Annotated in this window: 15 protein-coding genes and 1 pseudogene; 4 read left to right on the forward strand and 12 right to left on the reverse strand. The window is 50.7% G+C overall.

The window, feature by feature from the left end; genetic code table 11:
* Positions 1 to 95 precede the first annotated feature (95 nt).
* Positions 96 to 2657 (reverse strand): FAD-dependent oxidoreductase, encoded by a 2562-nt coding sequence (locus tag PsAD26_RS14720; protein ID WP_063311049.1) that lies wholly within the window; start codon positions 2655 to 2657, stop codon positions 96 to 98.
* 71 nt (positions 2658 to 2728) lie between these two features.
* Positions 2729 to 3586 carry a formyltetrahydrofolate deformylase gene (gene purU / locus PsAD26_RS14725; RefSeq protein WP_063292011.1) on the reverse strand — a complete coding sequence of 286 codons (858 nt, stop codon included), beginning with the start codon at positions 3584 to 3586 and terminating at the stop codon, positions 2729 to 2731.
* A 241-nt stretch (positions 3587 to 3827) separates the two neighbouring features.
* Here purU and PsAD26_RS29705 point away from each other — a divergent pair, with 241 nt between their 5' ends.
* Both PsAD26_RS29705 and PsAD26_RS14735 read left to right on the forward strand, forming a co-directional pair.
* Positions 3828 to 3971 carry a hypothetical protein gene (locus PsAD26_RS29705; protein WP_193758293.1) on the forward strand — a complete coding sequence of 48 codons (144 nt, stop codon included), beginning with the start codon at positions 3828 to 3830 and terminating at the stop codon, positions 3969 to 3971.
* Positions 3972 to 4060: 89 nt separating this feature from the next.
* Positions 4061 to 5098: a GlxA family transcriptional regulator gene (locus tag PsAD26_RS14735; protein ID WP_063311050.1), complete on the forward strand. Its 1038-nt coding sequence runs from the start codon at positions 4061 to 4063 to the stop codon at positions 5096 to 5098.
* A gap of 68 nt (positions 5099 to 5166) precedes the next feature.
* Here the strand turns inward: PsAD26_RS14735 and PsAD26_RS14740 are convergent, their stop codons facing one another.
* From PsAD26_RS14740 to PsAD26_RS14770, 7 genes are all read right to left on the reverse strand, one after another.
* On the reverse strand, positions 5167 to 6813 hold the full coding sequence (locus PsAD26_RS14740; protein ID WP_063311051.1) for a BCCT family transporter: 1647 nt from the start codon (positions 6811 to 6813) through the stop codon (positions 5167 to 5169).
* A 133-nt stretch (positions 6814 to 6946) separates the two neighbouring features.
* Positions 6947 to 8077: a hybrid-cluster NAD(P)-dependent oxidoreductase gene (locus tag PsAD26_RS14745; protein WP_063311052.1), complete on the reverse strand. Its 1131-nt coding sequence runs from the start codon at positions 8075 to 8077 to the stop codon at positions 6947 to 6949.
* Positions 8074 to 9348, reverse strand: a complete 1275-nt coding sequence (locus PsAD26_RS14750) for an aromatic ring-hydroxylating dioxygenase subunit alpha (protein ID WP_063299313.1) — start codon at positions 9346 to 9348, stop codon at positions 8074 to 8076. Before PsAD26_RS14750 ends, PsAD26_RS14745 begins: the two co-directional genes overlap by 4 nt.
* 714 nt (positions 9349 to 10062) lie before the next feature.
* Positions 10063 to 10575, reverse strand: coding sequence for a sarcosine oxidase subunit gamma family protein (locus tag PsAD26_RS14755; protein ID WP_063311053.1), 513 nt, complete (start codon positions 10573 to 10575; stop codon positions 10063 to 10065).
* Between the two features lie 13 nt (positions 10576 to 10588).
* Positions 10589 to 13591, reverse strand: a complete 3003-nt coding sequence (locus tag PsAD26_RS14760; RefSeq protein ID WP_063311054.1) for a sarcosine oxidase subunit alpha — start codon at positions 13589 to 13591, stop codon at positions 10589 to 10591.
* Positions 13572 to 13889, reverse strand: coding sequence for a sarcosine oxidase subunit delta (locus PsAD26_RS14765; protein ID WP_063311055.1), 318 nt, complete (start codon positions 13887 to 13889; stop codon positions 13572 to 13574). Before PsAD26_RS14765 ends, PsAD26_RS14760 begins: the two co-directional genes overlap by 20 nt.
* A gap of 12 nt (positions 13890 to 13901) precedes the next feature.
* Entirely contained in the window at positions 13902 to 15155 is a 1254-nt protein-coding gene (locus tag PsAD26_RS14770; RefSeq protein WP_063311056.1) for a sarcosine oxidase subunit beta family protein, read from the reverse strand.
* Between the two features lie 98 nt (positions 15156 to 15253).
* Here PsAD26_RS14770 and PsAD26_RS14775 point away from each other — a divergent pair, with 98 nt between their 5' ends.
* Complete coding sequence (locus tag PsAD26_RS14775; protein ID WP_063311057.1) at positions 15254 to 16249, forward strand: GlxA family transcriptional regulator; 996 nt, start codon at positions 15254 to 15256, stop codon at positions 16247 to 16249.
* Here PsAD26_RS14775 and PsAD26_RS29710 read toward each other — a convergent pair.
* Positions 16246 to 16503: a hypothetical protein gene (locus tag PsAD26_RS29710; RefSeq protein WP_063311058.1), complete on the reverse strand. Its 258-nt coding sequence runs from the start codon at positions 16501 to 16503 to the stop codon at positions 16246 to 16248. The two genes, PsAD26_RS14775 and PsAD26_RS29710, sit on opposite strands and share 4 nt — an antisense overlap.
* 276 nt (positions 16504 to 16779) lie before the next feature.
* On the opposite strand from PsAD26_RS29710, the pseudogene PsAD26_RS14785 reads away from it, so the two are divergent.
* Positions 16780 to 17478: pseudogene (locus PsAD26_RS14785) on the forward strand (transporter substrate-binding protein); the annotation flags it as partial.
* Positions 17479 to 17555: 77 nt separating this feature from the next.
* Here the strand turns inward: PsAD26_RS14785 and PsAD26_RS14790 are convergent.
* Together PsAD26_RS14790 and PsAD26_RS14795 are read right to left on the reverse strand one after the other, a co-directional pair.
* A complete protein-coding gene (locus tag PsAD26_RS14790) occupies positions 17556 to 18176 on the reverse strand; it encodes a 2OG-Fe(II) oxygenase (protein WP_208985706.1) in 621 nt (206 codons plus the stop codon).
* A 280-nt stretch (positions 18177 to 18456) separates the two neighbouring features.
* Positions 18457 to 19449 (reverse strand): hypothetical protein, encoded by a 993-nt coding sequence (locus PsAD26_RS14795; RefSeq protein WP_063311059.1) that lies wholly within the window; start codon positions 19447 to 19449, stop codon positions 18457 to 18459.
* Between the last annotated feature and the right edge of the window lie 138 nt (positions 19450 to 19587).

Raw genomic sequence — 19587 nt, forward strand, 5'->3', positions numbered from 1 at the left:
ACGTCGATCCAGACGCTGAGTACACTGTGCACGAATAAAAAATGGCCCCGGACCTTAATCAGGTCCGGGGCCATTGCTTGTCTACTTAACAGGCTCTAACTGCGTGGCTTCAGGTTCTCAGGATCGTAAAGCGGCGCATATCCCACTCCGGCGACTTCAACCGGATAGATTTCATCGAAGTAGGAAACCTCCAGCTTTTTCCCTTCCTCACAGTATTCCTGCGGCAGATAGGCGAGGGCGATGTTTTTCCCGATGCTCGGGCCGTAGGCGATGGATGTTGTGTAAGACCGCCGTCCCAGTTCATCCATGAGCGTCTCACCTGTGTCCGGATGCATAATAGGCAGGTTGCCAACGGGGTACCGCGCAACGCCGTCTTTATCGGTATTGTCGGTCATTACCAGCGTACACAACATGGCAGGCTGAGCCTCACGGGCGCGGTACTCCACATGCTTGTCTTTACCGCGAAAGTCTGCGGCCTTCACCTTTGGCCGGGAGAGATCGGCTTCAAAAAGATTGTACTGCGTGTGCAGGTCCGCATTTTGCAAGCGTAATGACTTCTCCAGTCGCCGCGAGTTTGCATAGGTCTCGACACCCACGGCAATCACGCCAATCTCGCGCAAAGCATCCCAGACAGCCAAACCATCCTCATAGCGCATATGCAGTTCCCACCCTTGCTCACCCACATAAGAGATGCGGAAAGCAGAGACGGTTTTGCCAGCAATGGTGATCTCGCGAATAGCTGCAAACGGGAAGTTTTCTGGTGTAAGGGCGTCAGGGTCCTCAACGACCTTCTGCAGGTTTTCACGAGCGTTCGGCCCCCAGATACCAATGGTCGTGTAATCCTCACTCACATCTGTGATGGAAACGTCCCAGCCATTATCATCGGCCACACGCTGCATGTAGACCAGATCTCGTGGCCCTGCATCCGCCCCGTTCACAAGTCGGCAACGGTCTTCCATACGGAACACGGTGAAGTCGGCCCGCACATGGCCATCATCATCCAGCATATGCGTGTAAATGCCTTTGCCAATATTCTTGTCACCGCCAATTTTGGCTGCACACAGCCATTCCATCAGGTTAACGTGATCTGGACCCGAAATGTCAGTCATGTGAAAATGGGAGAGATTGATGATGCCGCAATCCTCACTCATCTCCAGATGTTCAGCATTGGAAACACGCCAGAAATGGCGCTTGTCCCATTCGTTCTCACGCTCAGGCACACGGTTGCCATGCTTGTTCAGCAAGTGCTCATTCGCGGCATAGCCGTGGGCACGTTCCCAGCCTCCAAGCTCCATGAAGTAGCCCCCAAGCTCAACTTCCCGCTCATAAAACGGTGAGCGACGGATGCCACGGGCATTGGCGAAAGGTTCGCGGGGATGAACAGGCGGATTGTAGATCTTCTTCGCAGTCTCCCAGCACCGGTCATGGATGTACTGTTCCTTGAGCTGGAACTCGTTGAAGCGGGAAAAATCTACGGAGTTATGATCCACATGGGTTTTGCCATAGGTCATCCAGTCAGCAATCAACTTGCCCATGCCAGGACCGTCTTTAATCCAGATGCCGACCGCATACCAAAGCCCGCGCAGCTTCCGGCTTTCTCCCATGGAGGGACCACCGTCAACGGAGGCTTGTAAAAGTCCGTTGAAGGAATGGCTTTCATTGAACCCGAGCTCAGCCAGTACCGGCGTCAATTCCATCGCCTTTTCCAGCGGCTCAATCACATCCTCAAGCACCAGATCTCGCTGGGAGGGGGAAAGGCGAGCCTGCTCTTTTTCCAAAATGTCACGCGGATGCACAAGGCGAGGATTTTCCTCGTAATAGTAGCCCCATTCAATCTGACCGCCTTCAGTACTCTTCGGATCACCCGTATCGCGCATATAGGCAGAGTTGCCCTGATCGCGCAGCAAAGGCATGCCGATCTCAGCGCCAGTGCCTTCAAACTCATTGTAAGGACCGAAGAAGGTGAGGGGATGGTCCACTGGCATAACAGGCAAATCCTCGCCAGCCATCTCCGCAATAAGGCGCCCCCAAAGGCCAGCACACACCACAACATGCTCAGCATGGATGGTCCCGCGCTCTGTCTTCACCCCCGTGATACGGCCATTATCTGTGATGAGCTCCAGCGCCGATGTGTTGGCAAAGATCTTGAGCTTCCCGGTCGCTTCACCCTGATCAATAAGCTTGCCAGCAACAGTTTGAGAGCGCGGAACAACAAGACCGGCATCAGGATCCCACAAGGCTCCCTGGATTTGATCTTCTTCCAAAAGCGGAAATTTCTCTTTGGCTTCAGCGGCGCTGATGATGCTCACATTGGTGCCAAAGGCTTTGCTTGAATCCACCCGGCGCTTGAGCTCGCCCATGCGCTCATCATCACCCAGGCGAGCAACTTCCAACCCACCGATACGGGCGTAATGGCCGATCTTCTCGTAAAAATCCATGGAGTACATGGTGGTCCAGCAGGTCAAAAGATCGTGGCTGGTGGCATAACAGAAATCAGAGGCGTGAGCTGTCGATCCGATGTCTGTCGGAATGCCGGATTTATCGATGCCGACAATGTCGTCCCAGCCATTTTCAATGAGATGATGGATGACGGAAGCTCCAACAATGCCGCCAGCGCCAACAATCACAACTTTCGCTTTGTTAGGAAATGCGGACATGTTTTCGATCCTTTACTTCTATGAATTCTCGGTGCGTTCGCAGAGCAGTGTTGGGTGTGGGGAAGTGGCCGCTAGGAGGTAAAGACCACCGTGCTGTTGTTGTTCAGCATGACGCGGCCCTCCAGATGAAATTTGACGGCTCGTGCAAGAACGCGGGATTCAATATCCCGGCCTGCGGCCACAAAATCTTCAGCCGTCATGCCATGCGTCACCCGTTCAGTTTCCTGCTCGATGATCGGACCTTCATCCAGATCCGGCGTCACATAATGAGCGGTCGCACCAATCAGCTTCACTCCGCGATCATGAGCCTGATGATAGGGCTTTGCCCCTTTAAAGCTTGGCAGGAATGAATGGTGGATGTTGATGATCATGCCAAAGAACTTGCTGGACATTTCATCGCTCAGCACCTGCATGTAGCGCGCAAGGATAACCAGTTCCGCATTTGTTTTTTCAATGAGATCACTCAGCTTGGCTTCCTGCTCAAGCTTGTTCGCCTTGGTGATAGGCCAGTGATAAAACGGGATCCCCTCGTGGTCGGCAACGCCTTGGCTGTCCGCGTGGTTGGACACAATGGCGACGACATCGGCGTCAAGCCAGCCCACTTTGATCTGGTAAAGTAGATGCAGCAGCGCATGGTCAAATCTGGAGACCATGATGATGACCTTGGGACGACGTGAGAAATCTTCCACCTTCAGCCGCATTTTGAACCGGTCAACGGCGGGTGACAGGGCCAGCTCAAGAGCTGCTTTGTCGATGTGCTCAGGCACACGCACGGCAACCCGCAGGAAGAACTGGTTTGTCTTGCGATCACAAAACTGGTTCGCCTCAACAATATTTGCACCGCGAGCAGCCAGAGCTGACGTCACTGTCGAGACAATGCCCGGCTGATCCACACAGGTGAAGCGAAGGATGAAGGATGTATCACTCACTGAAACAGGTCTCTCCCAATCAAAATCCCAAATGAAACAAAGCGTTTCGCTGAACTCTTTGCGTCTTCAAACTATCAATTTGGAGAGGTTTTCCGCTCAGAAATAGGAGATTTGCGTCAGATAGGGATTACCCCTACGACATTTAATTGAGCATCCATCAACACATCACGTCTGATCAATTTTTATGCGAGTGCAGATGGAATGCGTAGCCAAGCTGACTCAAATTAAGTATAAATACTGCATGGGCTTAAGCGTGGTCGCCAAAGCCCATAAATCCGGCCTCCTGACGCAGGTTAGGAGACTGGGCATGATGACGAAATTCGAGAAAGACGCAGGCCAGCATGGTCAGACCAACTGGAAAAATACGCCGCTGAAGACACGCTAAAACTGACCTGGATTGGATGGGCTCAGGCTGCAGACAGGCAATGTAATCATTGCAGTTTGTCGGTCTGAATGTAAAGAGAAGCATCTCGTATGACACAGGCACTATCGCATCCGACCAACGCTTTGCGTAAACCAGTTTCCAAGCAGGAGAAGACCCGTCTTTCTGTTGGGTTCATTCTCGCCAAACGCTTCACCCTTTGCGCATTTGCCAACTTCGTTGATGTCCTGCGCCTCGCGGCAGATGAGGGGGACCGAAGTCGCCCGATCCTGTGCAATTGGACCGTCCTGTCAGACACCATGGACCCGATCCCATCCAGCAGCGCCGTCTCCGTTCACCCCAAAGAGCGACTAGGAGATCCGCGACGCTTCAACTACATCGTTGTGGTGGGCGGTCTCATTGATGAGAGTACGGAATTCAGCCCGGCCTATCAAAATTTCCTGAAAGAAGCCGCTGCTGCCGGAATCTCGCTTATCGGTGTCTGTACCGGTGCTTTCTTACTTCATCGCTCTGGCTTGCTGGATGGTTACAAAAGCTGTGTCAGTTGGTTCAGTCATTCTGACTTTAAAGAACAGTTTGACGGACTTGATCCGGTCACCGATCAGATCTTCGTGGTGGATAGGGATCGCTTAACCTGCGCAGGTGGTGTGAGTTCCGCCCATCTGGCAGCTTATCTGGTTGATAAGCATGTTGGCCGCGCCCATGCCAACAAAAGCCTGCACATCATGATCATTGATGATGCACATCAGGCTGAAAAACCACAACCCGGAATCCCGCTTGATCTGAAAACCCAAAACCCGATCGTCCAGCGCGCCCTGCACATCATGCAGCAAAACATCGATACACCGATCTCCATTCAGGAAATCGCGCAACGCATGGGTAAGAGCAAACGCCAGATAGAGCGGTACTTCCGGCTGTCTTTGGAAACGTCACCACAAGTCGCGTTTCTCAACATTCGCCTGGATCTGGCACGTCATCTGATCGAGAAAAGCCAAAAGTCTGTCGCGCAAATAGCGGTTGATTGTGGGTTCTGCGACTCGTCCCATCTCAGCAGAATGTTCCGCCGCCGCTATGGCTGCACACCTCAGGTCCTGCGCCGTCTTCCAGTGACAGAAGAGCAAGTTGCCTAAGAAAAATGCCGCCGCAACGTGAGCGCTGCGACGGCATCTATGATTTTGAGGTAGCTTAGTCAGCTAACTTAGCGAGGTTCGCTCGCAAGTCCTCTCCAAATCGCAACGCACATGATGAGCAAGACGATTGTGAACGGCAATCCCGTGGAGATCACCATGGATTGCAGAGACTTCAACCCGCCTGCAGAAAGTAGCAGCACAATCGCAATCAGTCCTTCAAACAGACACCAGAACACACGCTGAGGAACTGGAGCATCCACTTTGCCGCCAGCCGCGATCGTATCAATCACCAGAGAACCGGAATCGGAAGAGGTGACGAAGAAAACGATCACAAGCATGATACCGACAAAGCTTGTGATTGTTGCCCACGGCATAGCATCAAGCATTGTGAACAGCTGCACCGGCAGAGCAGCTTGCTGAACAGCGGTGTAACCGTCATTAACGATCTGGCTGATCGCAGCGCCGCCAAAGATGGACATCCAAAGCACGCAAACCAGAGAAGGGATGAGCAGAACGCTGACCAGGAACTCACGAACAGTACGTCCACGGCTCACACGCGCGATGAACATGCCCACGAATGGTGACCAGGAAATCCACCAAGCCCAATAGAACGAGGTCCAACCCTGCATGAAGTTGACGTCTTCACGGCCAACTGGGCTGGAAAGAGCTGGCAGATACTGCAAATAAGCGCCAAGATAGTTGAGAGCATCTGGCAATAACACAAGGCCCGGACCAGCAATAACAACGAACAGCACCAGCAAAGCGGCCAGTCCCATGTTGATCTCAGAAAGCAGCTTCACACCGGCTTCCAGACCACGCACAACAGATACAAGCGCAATTGCGGTAATCGCAGCAATCAGAATGACCTGCCACGTGCTGTCAATTGGCATGCCGAACAGTTTGTTGAACCCAGAGTTCGCCTGAACAGCACCAAGACCAAGAGAGGTTGCAAGACCAAACAAGGTTGCAAAAACGGCGAGAATATCAATGATATGACCCGGCCAACCCCAGACGCGCTCACCAAAAATCGGATAAAAGGCAGAACGAATGGTGAGTGGCAAACCTCTGTTGTAGCTGAAGAACGCAAGGCTCAATCCAACAACAGCATAGATCGCCCATGGGTGCAGACCCCAGTGGAAGATCGACGCAGCCATACCCAGACGGATCGCTTCTTCCTGTGTCGCGGCAGCACCAAGCGGCGACCAGTCTGTACGCACGCCATCAGCACCTACAGTCGTACCACCCAGAGAGGATGCGAAGTGGCTGATCGGCTCAGAAACGCCGTAGAACATCAACCCGATGCCCATTCCGGCAGCAAAAAGCATGGAGAACCAGCTTACGTAGCTGAAATCTGGCGTGGCTTCCTTCCCGCCCAAGCGCACCTTGCCATATGGGCTGACCACGATAACGAGGCAGAGGATCACGAAGATGTCGGCAGCGCCAATGAAGAACCAGTCAAAGCTTTTCGTGACAGTTGAAAAGAGTAGGCTGAAAACAGAGTTTGCCTGATCCGGCAAAAACAGGGTGTAGGCGACAAATCCAACGACCGCTAAAGCTGAGATAGCAAAAACCGGGTTGTGAATGTCAAAACCAATTGGTCCGAATTTTCCTTCAATATTATCTTGGCCAAGACTGTAATCTGAGTCTGCCAATTCGTCCGATGGACTATCTAAAGTATCCGCCGGAGGCCGGTCGGAACTACGTAAATCAGTCATGAAGCTTCTCCTGTGTTGGACCGTTTATTTTGTGGTCAGGAGAGATCCTTGGGCTGGACCCTTCTTATCGTTCTTATTGATTTAGATACACTTTTTTCTTGTCATTAAGCAATGGATGGGGGAGTGCCAAACACTAAAGGTCCACTTCAATGTCTGACATAGGTGTTGTGCAGCAAATCAAGATTTTACCCTGATCTATCTCTCGTTTTCGAATGCCGCCGCCATGTTGCATGTCGGTTTCACCCGAAACGAGTTGAGATTTACATGTTCCGCAAATACCGCGTTGACACGATGCCATGGGCAGAATGCCAGCTTCACGGGCCGCAGAAAGGATTGTCATGCCCGGTCCACACTCAACCACGTGTCCGGTCTTGGTGAAGGTGACCCGATAGGTTTGGTCACTGATTTCCGGTGCAGCAATCTGGTCCTCAAAGGTACCAGCTGTCTCAGCGCCAAAGTCGAAGCTTTCTTCATGGTAATTTGCCATGTCAAAGCCAGATTCCTGCAGCATGTTTTGCACGCCTTCCATGAAACGGGCAGGGCCGCAACATAGGATCTTTCTGTCCTTAAAGTCCGGCGACATGAGAGACAGCATCTGAAGGCTCAAGCGCCCTTCAAACCCGCTCCAGCTGTTATATCCAGACGTGGTGCTGCACGTAAAAGAGAGCTTGAAGGCTGGATTTTGTGCAGCCAGCAACTCCAGTTCATGTCTAAAGATGATATCCGCAGGTGTGCGTGCGGCATGAATGAAATGCAGATCTGTTGGCTCTGCAAGATCACAGGCCGTGCGGGTCATCGACATCATGGGCGTAATGCCACTGCCTGCTGAAATGAAGAGCAGTTTTTCTTCCTGCGTGGCGTCAGTGGTGAACTCACCAGCCGGGCCGGTTACATTCACTTCCTTGCCTGGCAGCATGTTGTCCAAAAGCCAGTTAGAGCCAGGACCGCCCGGCACCCGTTTGACCGTGATCTCAACACGATAGGGCCGCGCAGCAGAAGCAGAAATTGTGTAGCTCCGCATAATCATGCCTTCGACTGGAAGTTCAAAGGTCATGTGCTGGCCGGGATAAAACCTGAAAACCCGAGGCTCACGTGCAGAAAACAGGAACGTCTTTACATCATGCGTTTCCTGTCGCACTTGTCGGCAGACCAGAACATCATCCACTTCCGGATCCCACATGGGGATCCGGGTCGCTTCGGTGAAGTGTTCTTCCTCGTAGTCCGTGACAGTCTTCAGGTCATCAAAAGTTACGTTCTGAGTCATGCGTCCGCCATTTCAACATCACCGGCAGGCATATGCGCTTTGTGGCGTTCAATATACCACTCACAAAGGGCTTCCACATGAGGCTCAGTGTATTCCGAGTATGGGCCTTGCTCATAAGCAGGGTCTTCACTGCCAAGCTGTGCCAGACGCACCAGATCCGCATCCTGCTGGTTGGTCATCATCCAAACCTGCTTCAGATTGTCGAGGTTATAATCCTCGCCCTCAATTGCATCCTTGTGCACCAACCAGGTGGTCCGCACCAGCGTACGATCCGGCGACAACGGGAAAGCTGCAAAGGTCACGATGTGATCACTCATGAAATGGTGCCAGGAGTTAGGATTATGCCAGAAGCTCAAACCACCAAGCTTGGCGTCCTTGAAGTTCCCAAGCAGCTTCTTACAGGCGATCTTGGTGTCCAGAGTGTGGGACTCGCCTTCGCCCATCAAAGGCAGGCGAATACAGCGGAAACTGGTGGCATTGGCCAGCTTGTCCACTTCAGCTGATGGCAACCCGGCAGCCTCCCAGCGCTTGTGCTCGCTCTCAAGCAAAGACAGATATTTGTTAACGTCCGCAGTCCGCCGCTCATCCATTTCATCAGGCGAAAAGCCAAAACCGAACTCGGAGAGTGGAACGGTGAGCTGCGGATGAGTACCTTCGCAGTGATAACACTCACGGTTGTTCTCAAGCGTCAGCTTCCAGTTGCCTTCTTCAATCAGATCAGTCGTGTAGGCCACCTTACAGTTGGCAATATCATGAGGCGCAATATAGGTCTCCATGATCTGCGCCATCTCTTCAATGTCTTCCGGAGGGTTCTCCGCAAGACAAATGAAGATGAGACCTGCAATTGAGCGTACATGAACGGTCTTCAGACCATGGCAGGTCTTATCGAAGTCCTTGCCCATATGCTCGGCTAGAATGAGTTCACCATCCTCATTGTAGGTCCACCCATGATACCGGCAAACAATGTTGCCGATTGTGGCCTCAGGCTCATCAATGAGCTTAGCACCACGATGTCGGCAGATATTGTGAAAGCCGCGGATATACATGTCATCACCGCGCAACAGCAGGACGGATGTCTTTCCGATTTCAACAGTAATGCAATCGCCCGGTTCCGGAAGCTGAGGTTCAACAGCGACGAAAATCCAGTGTTTGCGAAAGAAAACTTCCATGTCCAGATCAAGAATGTCGGGAGCACTATAGAAGGGGGCGTTGAGGCTTTTGCCCTTTTCGCGGTGAGCTATAAGATCTTGAATGTAAGACGGAACGCTCATGTTCAGATACCTCGGCTTAAAATGATGCCTGGGAAGATGACGGGTGCAGGTTGCTGAGATGATCAGGTGTCAGACCTGATCGTGAAGAACAAGGTGATAGAACGTCAATCATCTCTGTATGAGTTGAAGTGGAATTGTCACTACTATTAAGTGGCTTAGAATGATTTGTTAAAGTGAATTCAGAAAATGCCAAAGAGGCATGATTGGAATTCAGCCACACACTATCAAAACGGTTGGAATGAACTGAAGACGGCTCAGCACAGTCGAGCCAAGAGTTCGTCGATTTGTGGCAAGGCTTGTATTTTGCACAAGCATTGGAAAATACTGACTGATACACTTTAAGCCTCCCTCTTATAGTGTGACAGTGCTCTAAATTTTTTACAGACGGTCTCGTCGCGTCAAGCCCGCGAAAATCCAGAGTAATCAGGAAATCTAGTTCGAATTAATCTCATGGTGGCAGGAAGTTTGAGGCACATTGACAGTAAAAATGCGACGCCATTGCGATGCACACGCTGTGACTTGAAGATGACCTCAACCACACGGTGAAATACACCAGTCCAAGTCAACGTTTCAGAGGGGTTTTCGCCTGAAAACATCTTCGTCGCCTAACCTCCGCGTAAGGTGACAACGCACAAATGCGGGATGAAAAATGACAATGATCGAAGCATTGCGTCATTGACTAAGATTGGTGTTTTGAATGAAAAAAATGCGGCCCTAAAGGCCGCATTCAAACTCCGCAACAGCGACTGTCAGCAGCCCCATCACATGGGGCACAAACGATCGCCAGACATCCAGTCGAAACTGATCCCTGTCTTCCCGTGTCAGGATCACTTGCACACTATCAAAAATGGTACGCACTCCACGACCGCTCTTCAACTCCGAAAGGTCTCGTGGACAGGACGTCGTGAGCAACTCCTCAGCTTCAGGTCCTGAAATCCTGATGCTGACTTCACGACTGGAAATATCCGTCAGACTATGAACTGCATCTGGATAGATCGCTGCAAAAGATCTTTCGATAGCTGACCGCTCTTCCATCGGGCAGGTCAACATCCACTCATCCGGCCCCAACTTGAGCACGGACCGGTTTCCGGATTGAGCGATCTCACTGATGGATGAGGGCAGCTCAAATCCGAGTGCTTTTGACATAGCAACGGTGTTTTCACGCTTACAACGCAAACTAAAACGGCCCATTTCTGGCAGAGTTTCGACTGTACTATTGAAAGCCATTTGTGCCACTCCCTTACATCTTAATCCGGTCACCATCAGGATCGTAAAACACGGTCCCGCTGATGGTTGCACGATGGGTTTGACCTGGCATTGGAATATCTATTGAGGTGCCATTCCGCTCAAAACCGCCTTCAATCAAGGCCATAGCAATGGAACGCCCCAATGCTTCACTCCAGTAGGAAGACGTCACATGTCCCAACATCTTAGCGGGAATTGCAGTATCGCCTGTCTCAACAATCTGCGCGCCTTCCTCCAGCACAACACTCGGATCTTCCGTCAAAAGACCAGCCAGTTGCTTTCGGTTCGGCAACAGCATGTCAGGACGCGTCAAAGACCGCTTGCCAACAAAGTCAGGCTTCTTCTTGCCAATAGCCCAGCTCAGTCCGGCATCTGCTGGCGTAACAGTACCATCAGTGTCCTGCCCAACAATGATAAAGCCTTTTTCTGCCCGTAAAACATGCATGGTTTCAGTGCCATAGACACACATGTCATACTTTTTGCCTTCCTGATAAAGCATCTCCCAAAGCGCTCGCCCATGCTCAGATGGAACGTTCACTTCAAAACCCAGCTCACCAGTAAAGCTCACACGGAACAAACGCGCCTCAAAACCACCCACAGAGCACTCACGCAACGCCATATGCGGGAAGGCTTCAGCAGATAGGACAGCACCTTTCACGAAGGGTTCCAATACCTTACGAGCATTTGGTCCATTCAGCGCAATAGTGGACCATTGCTCCGTCGTAGACGTGAGCCACACATCCAGATCCGGCCATTCAGTCTGCAGAAAGTGCTCCATCATGGTCAAAACCCGAGCAGCACCGCCAGTCGTGGTCGTCACATGGAAACGATCTTCACTGATACGCCCGATAACGCCATCATCACGAATGAAACCATCTTCACCAAGCAGCAAACCATAGCGACACCGACCCGCAGCCAGTTTGGTCCATGGATTGGTGTACATCCGGTTCATAAACTCAGCAGCATCCGGTCCAACCACTTCGATCTTACCGAGAGTAGAGGCATCAAACATACCAACAGAAGCGCGGGTTTCTCTGCATTCCCGAGCCACAGCCGCGTGCATATCTTCGCCAGCCTTTGGGTAATACCAGGCACGTCGCCACAAGGAGACAGGCTCAAATACAGCACCGTTCTCTTCCGCCCAACTATCAATGTTGGTCTTGCGCGTTACCTCAAACAGCTCGTCTTTATGATAGCCCGCAAACGTTCCGAACGTGGTCGGTGTATAAGGTGGACGGAATGTGGTCAGGCCAACCTTGGGAGTAGGGCGCCCAAGCTCGTTAGCAGCGATCTTCAAGCCATTCATGTTTGACATCTTGCCCTGATCGGTCGCCATGCCATTGGTTGTAAAACGCTTTACATGCTCAATGGAGAGCATACCTTCACGCACTGCAAGCCGAATATCTTTTGCCGTGACATCATTTTGAAAGTCCACAAAAGCCCGACGTGCCAGCTTGTCATTGTTGCTTGGCAGCTCTTCCATAACAACACCAGAGCCAGCGCGATCCCCATCAACATCAACGGAAAGACCCGGTGCATTCTGCCCCAATGAAATCAAAGCTTGCTGAGCTGCATGCACACCATCGTCAAAGGCGGCCTGTTGGCTCCATAACCCACGCCCGCCACCAGCGATGTGACAGCGTTCAGTTTTCTCTCCGGGCAAGAAGACTTCGTTCTCTTCGTCCCAATGCAAACTACCCTTGGTATGAGAGAAAAGGTGAAGCGATGGCGTCCATCCACCACTCATCAAAACGGCATCGCAAGGGATGGAAGAGATGTCTGTAACCTGCTGATCGCCAGAGATCCTGCCGATTTTCACACCAGAAACCCGTTTTGTGCCACTGACTGACGTTACGCTGTGACCCACTTTGGCGGTGATCCCGCGTTTTTGAGCTTCTGACTGTAGATAGTCATTCACACTGGCGCGAACATCAACAATCGCTGGGATATTGACACCTGCATCAGCGAGATCAAAGGCGACATACCATGCTGAATCGTGAGAGGTAACCACAACAGCAGCATTGCCAACCTTTACGCCATAGCGATTGAGATAGGTCTGCGCTGCACCGGCCATCATCACGCCGGGGCGATCATTGCCATCAAACACCAGTGGGCGTTCCAACGCACCTTGAGCAAGAATGACCTCTTGCGCACGAATACGCCACATCCGTTCTCGTGGAGCATTCGCAGGCGGATGCGCCATATGATCTGTGAGCTTCTCCGCAACGCCCACCATGTTCTCATGGTAGTAGCCAATTGCAGTTGCGCGGGTCATGACGCGGACATTGTCGCGAGTTTCAAGCTCAGTAATAACTTCCGCAAGCCAGCTCTCGGTATTATTCCCATCAATGGCGGATGGAGCCTCAGAGAGCAAAGAGCCGCCGAGCTCCCGGTTCTCATCTACGAGGACCACTTCAGTTCCATTGCGAGCCGCAGTTAAAGCAGCTGCAAGCCCAGCTGGCCCAGCACCAACAATGAGCAGCTCTGTATGCAGATAGCGCGATGCATAGGTGTCAGCATCCGGTTCTGTTGGGGAAACACCCAGTCCTGCTGAAGCGCGGATAACTGGTTCATAAACCTTGTCCCAGAAGCTCTTAGGCCACATGAAGGTCTTATAATAAAAACCAGCAGCAAACAGCTTATGCAGCTTATCGTTGACCGCACCTATGTCGAAATTCAAGCTCGGCCATTTGTTCTGACTGACAGTGGTCAGCCCTTCGTAAAGCTCCTGAACGGTAGCACGCGTGTTTGGTTCAAAACGGCCTGCACCGGAGCGAGACGTTCCAATCAACGCGTTGGGTTCTTCTGACCCAGCTGTCACAGGACCGCGGGGACGATGGTATTTAAATGAGCGCCCCATCAGATGAACGCCATTGGCAAGCAGGGCTGAAGTGACCGTATCGCCTTCATATCCTTGATAAGAAACACCATCAAAAGTGAAGCGAACACGCTTGTCTCGATTGATGCGGCCTTTGCCGTCAACTCTCCAGTTGTTCATTGTTCTCTTCACTTTCTGCGTGGTTAGTCGGGCAGGCCTGTCCAATCTCATAGGTGGCGATGAATTTATCGCTTACAGTGTTCCGCAGAGCGTTGAAATAACGCCCGCACCCGTGTGAGTGTCGCCATTGCTCAGCATGATCACCGCGTACATTGGAGCGAATGAACAGATAGTCACGCCATTCAGCATCTGTTTGCTCAGCTGGGTTATCCGGGCGTGCAATATGTGCTTGACCGGCATATTCAAATTCCAACTCAGGCAATTTTTCCTTGCAATAAGGACAGTGGATTAAAAGCATCAGGCCGCCTCCTTAGTGCGCCACGGCAGCAGCTGCTGCTTCGTCAATCAAGCGACCTGTTTCAAAACGCGAGAGCGTGAACGGGGCATTGATAGGATGAGGTTCATCTTGTGCAATTGTGTGCGCAAAAACATGCGCAGAGCCCGGCGTCGCTTTGAAGCCGCCTGTACCCCAACCACAATTGAGGTAGAGGCCTTGTACAGGAGTCTTGCCCAGAATTGGTGAGCGGTCAGGCGTAACATCAACCACTCCACCCCACTTGCGCAGCATGCGCATGCGGCGGAAAATGGGGAACACTTCGCAAATGGCTGCCAGTGTATGCTCAATCAGCGGCAACCCACCGCGTTGAGAATAAGAAACGTACTGATCTGTTCCAGAACCAATCACCAGTTCCCCTTTATCAGACTGACTGATGTAGGCGTGCACACTGTTGGACATCACCACTTGAGGAAAGATCGGTTTGACAGGTTCAGAGACAAGTGCCTGAAGAGGGTAACTTTCCAAGGGCAAGCGCACACCGGCAGTATCCATCACCACAGATGTTCCGCCAGCTGCAGAGACTGCGATCTTTTTAGCCTTCACAAAACCGCGTTCAGTTTGAAGGCCTGTAACAGATCCGTCTGGTCCTCGTTCAATCGATAGAACCGGACAGTTCTGAATAATATCAACGCCTCGTGCAGCAGCAGCGCGTGCATAACCCCACGCTACGGCGTCGTGTCGTGCGGTGCCGCCACGTTGCTGAAATGCGGCTCCCATCACAGGATAACGAGCATTGGCTGCGATATTGAGGGGCGGACACTTTTCTTTGACCTGTTCAGGAGTGAGCCAGACATTATCAACGCCGTTCAAACGATTGGAGTGAATATGGCGTTTGAAGCTCTGCACATCATGAACATTGTGCGCCAACATCATCACACCGCGCTGCGAGAACATGACGTTGTAATTCAGGTCCTGACTAAGTCCATCCCATAGGTCTACGGCATGGTCATAAAGGCGCGCACTTTCATCATAAAGGTAGTTCGAGCGAATAATGGTCGTGTTTCGGCCAGTGTTGCCGCCGCCAAGCCATCCCTTGTCAATCACCGCAACATTGGTGATGCCATGTTCTTTTGCCAGATAGTAGGCGGCCCCAAGGCCATGCCCACCGGCACCCACGATGATGACGTCGTATTCGCTTTTCAACTCAGCGTCAGGCCATTGCGGCTCAACGTTTTTATAGCCTGTGAGCGCTCCTTTCAGGAGCGTCATTGCGGAAAATTTTGACAAGGCTACCTCCTTGGAATTCAAGAGAGTTTGCCCACTATGTAAAATTGTGTATGGTACCCTTGCGAATATTATGAGGTATTTTTGCGCAGGAGATATAGGTGGAGAACGTAACACGGAGCAATCGGCAATCTCGTCCTGCGCTCAATGTTGGCTTCATTCTGGCCAACCGGTTCACATTGTCTGCCTTCGCCAGCTTCATTGATGTGTTGCGCCTTTCTGCCGATGAAGGAGACAGCAGCAGACCAATCCTATGCAGTTGGAGTGTCATCGCGCCTGATATGGAACCCATCCGAGCCAGTTGTGGTGTCCGCATCCATCCTGATACCAACTTGATCGACCCAGCTCATTTTGATTACCTGGTGGTTGTTGGAGGTTTGATCGATCACATTGAACGCCTTGATCGACGCTATGTTGAGTATTTGAAATCCGCTGTAGCGAATGATGTCCCATTGATAGGCCTGTGTACTGGCAGCTTTATCTTGCATCGTGCCGGATTAATGAACGGATACAAATGTTGTGTGAGCTGGTTTCACCGGACGGATTTCCTGGAGCAATTTGACGGACTGGAGCCAGTCTCTGATCGCATTTTTGTCGTCGACCGGGATCGTATTTCCTGCTCAGGAGGCACAAGTGCAGTGCATGTCGCAGCTCATCTGGTTGAGCGTCATGTCGGACTGCGGCAAGCCCGCAAGAGCCTTCATATTCTGATGGTTGATGAAGCTCAGGACGATAGCAAAGCCCAGCCGTTTCTGCCTACATCGCTCAAAGCAAAAGATAATTTGGTTCAAAGAGCAGTGCTGATGATGCAGCAAGAAACTGAGAACCTGCGCAGTATTGAGCAACTCTGCAAGATGTTGGGTGTTGGACGCCGCAGCCTTGAAATGAAGTTTAAGGCTGACCTTGGCAAATCTCCGGCAGAAGCGCTCAGTCATATTCGGGTAGAAGAAGCCAAACGCTTACTGGGAGAAACAGAGGCAACCATCACAGATGTCGCCATCAGGTCCGGCTTCTTTGACGCATCTCACTTTAATAAGGTGTTCCAGAAACACACTGGTCTGACCGCAAGCGCATATCGTAATTCTTTAATCGCTTAAGAAGGCTTCTTCGGGAGCAACGAACCAACAAAGCCAAACAACCCAGCCCAGACCACTGCCGACAGCACTGTGAGGCTAATGCGCAGTAGGCTGGACATTTCTCCAAGAGGTACATCCAACAGCCTACTGGCCGTAATAAAAGGGAACAGAAGAATATTCGCAAGTACTGGCGAAACTTGAAGGCCGATGAAAAACCCTAGAGGAACAGCAATCAGTCCGAATGCAGCCCCAAAAATGATGAAGATGTAAATCATGGCCTCAATGAAATATGCAGTTTGAACCTAGCTCCAAGTTTTGTCAGCTCCACGTTTCTCTGTAAACAAGAAATCAACAAAAGTGCCTCCATCCTGCCTGTTAAATCCTTCGATACGTTGTTGTGATTAAACTTCGATCAAAATCCAGGGGCGCATAAATAATAACCCAAAAATACAATGCTGACTTAAACGTTTCGAAGTCGTAGAGCACGCTGAAACAATCAGTGACGCTTTCACTCAAGCAACTGGAGTTGGGAATAGTTCGTTTCAGAAAAAATTATTTCAGCAACAAGTGCAGTATTTTTGGCATCTACTGTTTTAAGTAGTGCAGCTCAGGCTGAAGACACGATCAAGGTTGGTATTCTTCATTCTCTGTCCGGCACCATGGCCATTTCTGAAACCACTCTAAAAGATGTCATGCTGATGCTCATTGATGAGCAAAACGCGAAAGGCGGGCTGCAGGGCAAGAAGTTAGAGCCTGTTGTCGTTGACCCCGCATCAAACTGGCCACTGTTTGCAGAAAAGGCACGTGAACTGCTGGAAGTTTATGAAGTTTCAGCGGTCTTTGGTAATTGGACATCAGTTTCTCGCAAGTCAGTTCTCCCTGTTTTTGAAGAATTGAACGGTATCCTGTTCTATCCAGTGCAGTATGAAGGAGAAGAAAGCCAGCGCAACGTATTTTACACCGGTGCAGCACCAAACCAGCAAGCGATCCCGGCAGTTGACTACCTTCTCGAAAACGAAGAAGCCGAGCGTTGGGTTCTGGCTGGAACCGATTATGTTTACCCACGCACAACCAAGAAAATCCTCGAAGCCTATCTAAAGTCCAAAGGCGTTGCTGATGAAGACATCATGATCAACTACACGCCATTCGGTCATGGAGATTGGCAAACAACCGTTGCGGACATCAAGTCCTTTGGAGCTGCCGGCAAAAAGACGGCGGTTGTTTCAACAATCAACGGGGATGCCAGTATTTTGGAAAAAGGACCTGAAACTCGCTGATTAATAGAGCTTAACTTGTAGGAGAAACGCTTGCCAGACTCTGAACACGGCTAATTAAAACGAAATAGTCTCTTAATCTTTGTCTGAAAACCGCCGCGTTTCTCTTTCCGTGCTAATTCCTCTTCAGAGATGAGAAACGTTACTTGCACCACATAGCGCTCGCCTTTGAAAGATGGATGGCCGTGCCAGCTTGTTTCTGAGCGTTTGAATGCAAACACGTTCCCGGCAAGCGGAGAGACTTCCTCCGCATAATCGCCCATATCGGTGTCTCCATTGAGCGCACGAATGGCACCTCCGGCGGCATCATCCCAGTCTTCATTGAGATAGATGAGCATGGTGCAGATCTTGGATTTGGAATCGTTGTGAATACGGCCATCACCGTGTTTGGACAAACGTCGCACTGTGATCATCCGCGGCTTGTCCATTAGATCCAAACTGAGCCTTTCCGAAAGAATTTCAGCCAGTTCAGGTTTATAAAGATCATCTACAAGTTGCTTGAATGCACCAGTCGTTTCAAGTTTAGACAAGGGGAGATACCCAGTCTGTTTAATGTCGGGATAATCACGGCGAACATCAGCAGCTTGCTCTTTGGTCAGTACTTTTTCCCCCACCAGATACTGAAAAGGAGTTGTACGAGTATTGGAGTCTCTGAGAGCATCGAAATTGATCATTTTCCAGCTTACCTGACGCAGCAAAAAACAGGTGGTAGCTGTAGCACAGGTTCGAAATGCCAAAAATTCTCAGTTCTTAGTGCAGAAAATTTGAGACTGTAATTTAAATGGTAAAGGATCAAACCGACTAGGGAGATCGCTTGTATTGACTTGGCTACGAAGTAATAGCTCACTTACAAAGAGTTTGTTCTACGCACCTGATTTCTAAGATCTGGAGATCAAGTGCATAGGAAAATGTCATTTGAGAGAAATTCTCCAATCAAATGGCATTGCAGCCTTTTTACAGATGCCACTCAGCGAGACCGATGCGTTCTGAGCTGTCGACACGCAATGTGATGGGTTGGCTGTCTTTGTCGTGCATGAGAACTGTATCCGCCCCCACACATTCGGTGAGCATGATTACGATGTTTCCTCGAGACAAACTGTCTGTGTGAATGGTGCCTCCCGGAAGCATAATAGCTTTGCCATCCGGAACTTTAATATTCGCCAGCGCGAATTGATCGTCTTCAATCTGTTTGCCCACGGTAATAACGATCTCGTCCTGATCTGACGATGCCATAAAGATATGAGGGAACTCATGTCTTTCGACGAAAAATCCATTGGCTTCTTCGAGAGAATATCGGTGATTGGCCGGTGTAATTTGATATTCAACGACGTTGAGATCACATTTGTCGAACTTCACTGGAACGGTTTCACTTTGATCAAAGATTTTCACGCCAAACGCTTGGGTTACATCTTCGAATGCAGGTGATAACTCCGTTACCATCGGAATTTCCAGTAAGACATCTGTGCAGGAAAGACATCCAGATGCACCAAACACGTTTCCAGGTGCGGCGATGCTGACTGTGTTTGCATCATGCCATGTACCTTCTATGACGGAAAAGGCGCTATCTGGGAGTGAAGACAATGATGTTTTCGTCTCCAGGATACTCTGGTGAGTGCCCACGATCGTTTGTGACGGAGAGGCTGGAGTAATGTGAGGGGCACTTCGATTAATAACCACATCACTTCCCGGTGGGATGATGCTATGAAGAGCATTGGTTGTGACAGCAACTTCATTGTTGACTACACGGTGTATCGATACAGCCTTTAAGGAGCTCTCTACTTTCTGGCTTGAGAGTCCTGCGTTGTATTTGACCGTTATTCCGACATCATTTAAACGCCGTTCCTGATAATCTGGAAGCTTTATGCTCTTATCGGCGGGGTTTGAAGTCACTGTATTTTGTAGGTTTTCTTGTATCTGTGGTGTTGATGTTGCAAGTGTGACTGGCATGTTGGTTTCTTCTCAGAACCTGCAGGACTGACGAGACCTTCGCTTGCGGAAGATACTCATCCTTGCCCCGACTTGATTGAAATGAACATGCTGACTTGTACGGACACGTCTGCATCAAATAGACTGTGAGCGAGCAAT

This window comes from Pseudovibrio sp. Ad26, assembly GCF_001623285.1.
In the GTDB taxonomy this organism is placed as follows: domain Bacteria; phylum Pseudomonadota; class Alphaproteobacteria; order Rhizobiales; family Stappiaceae; genus Pseudovibrio; species Pseudovibrio ascidiaceicola.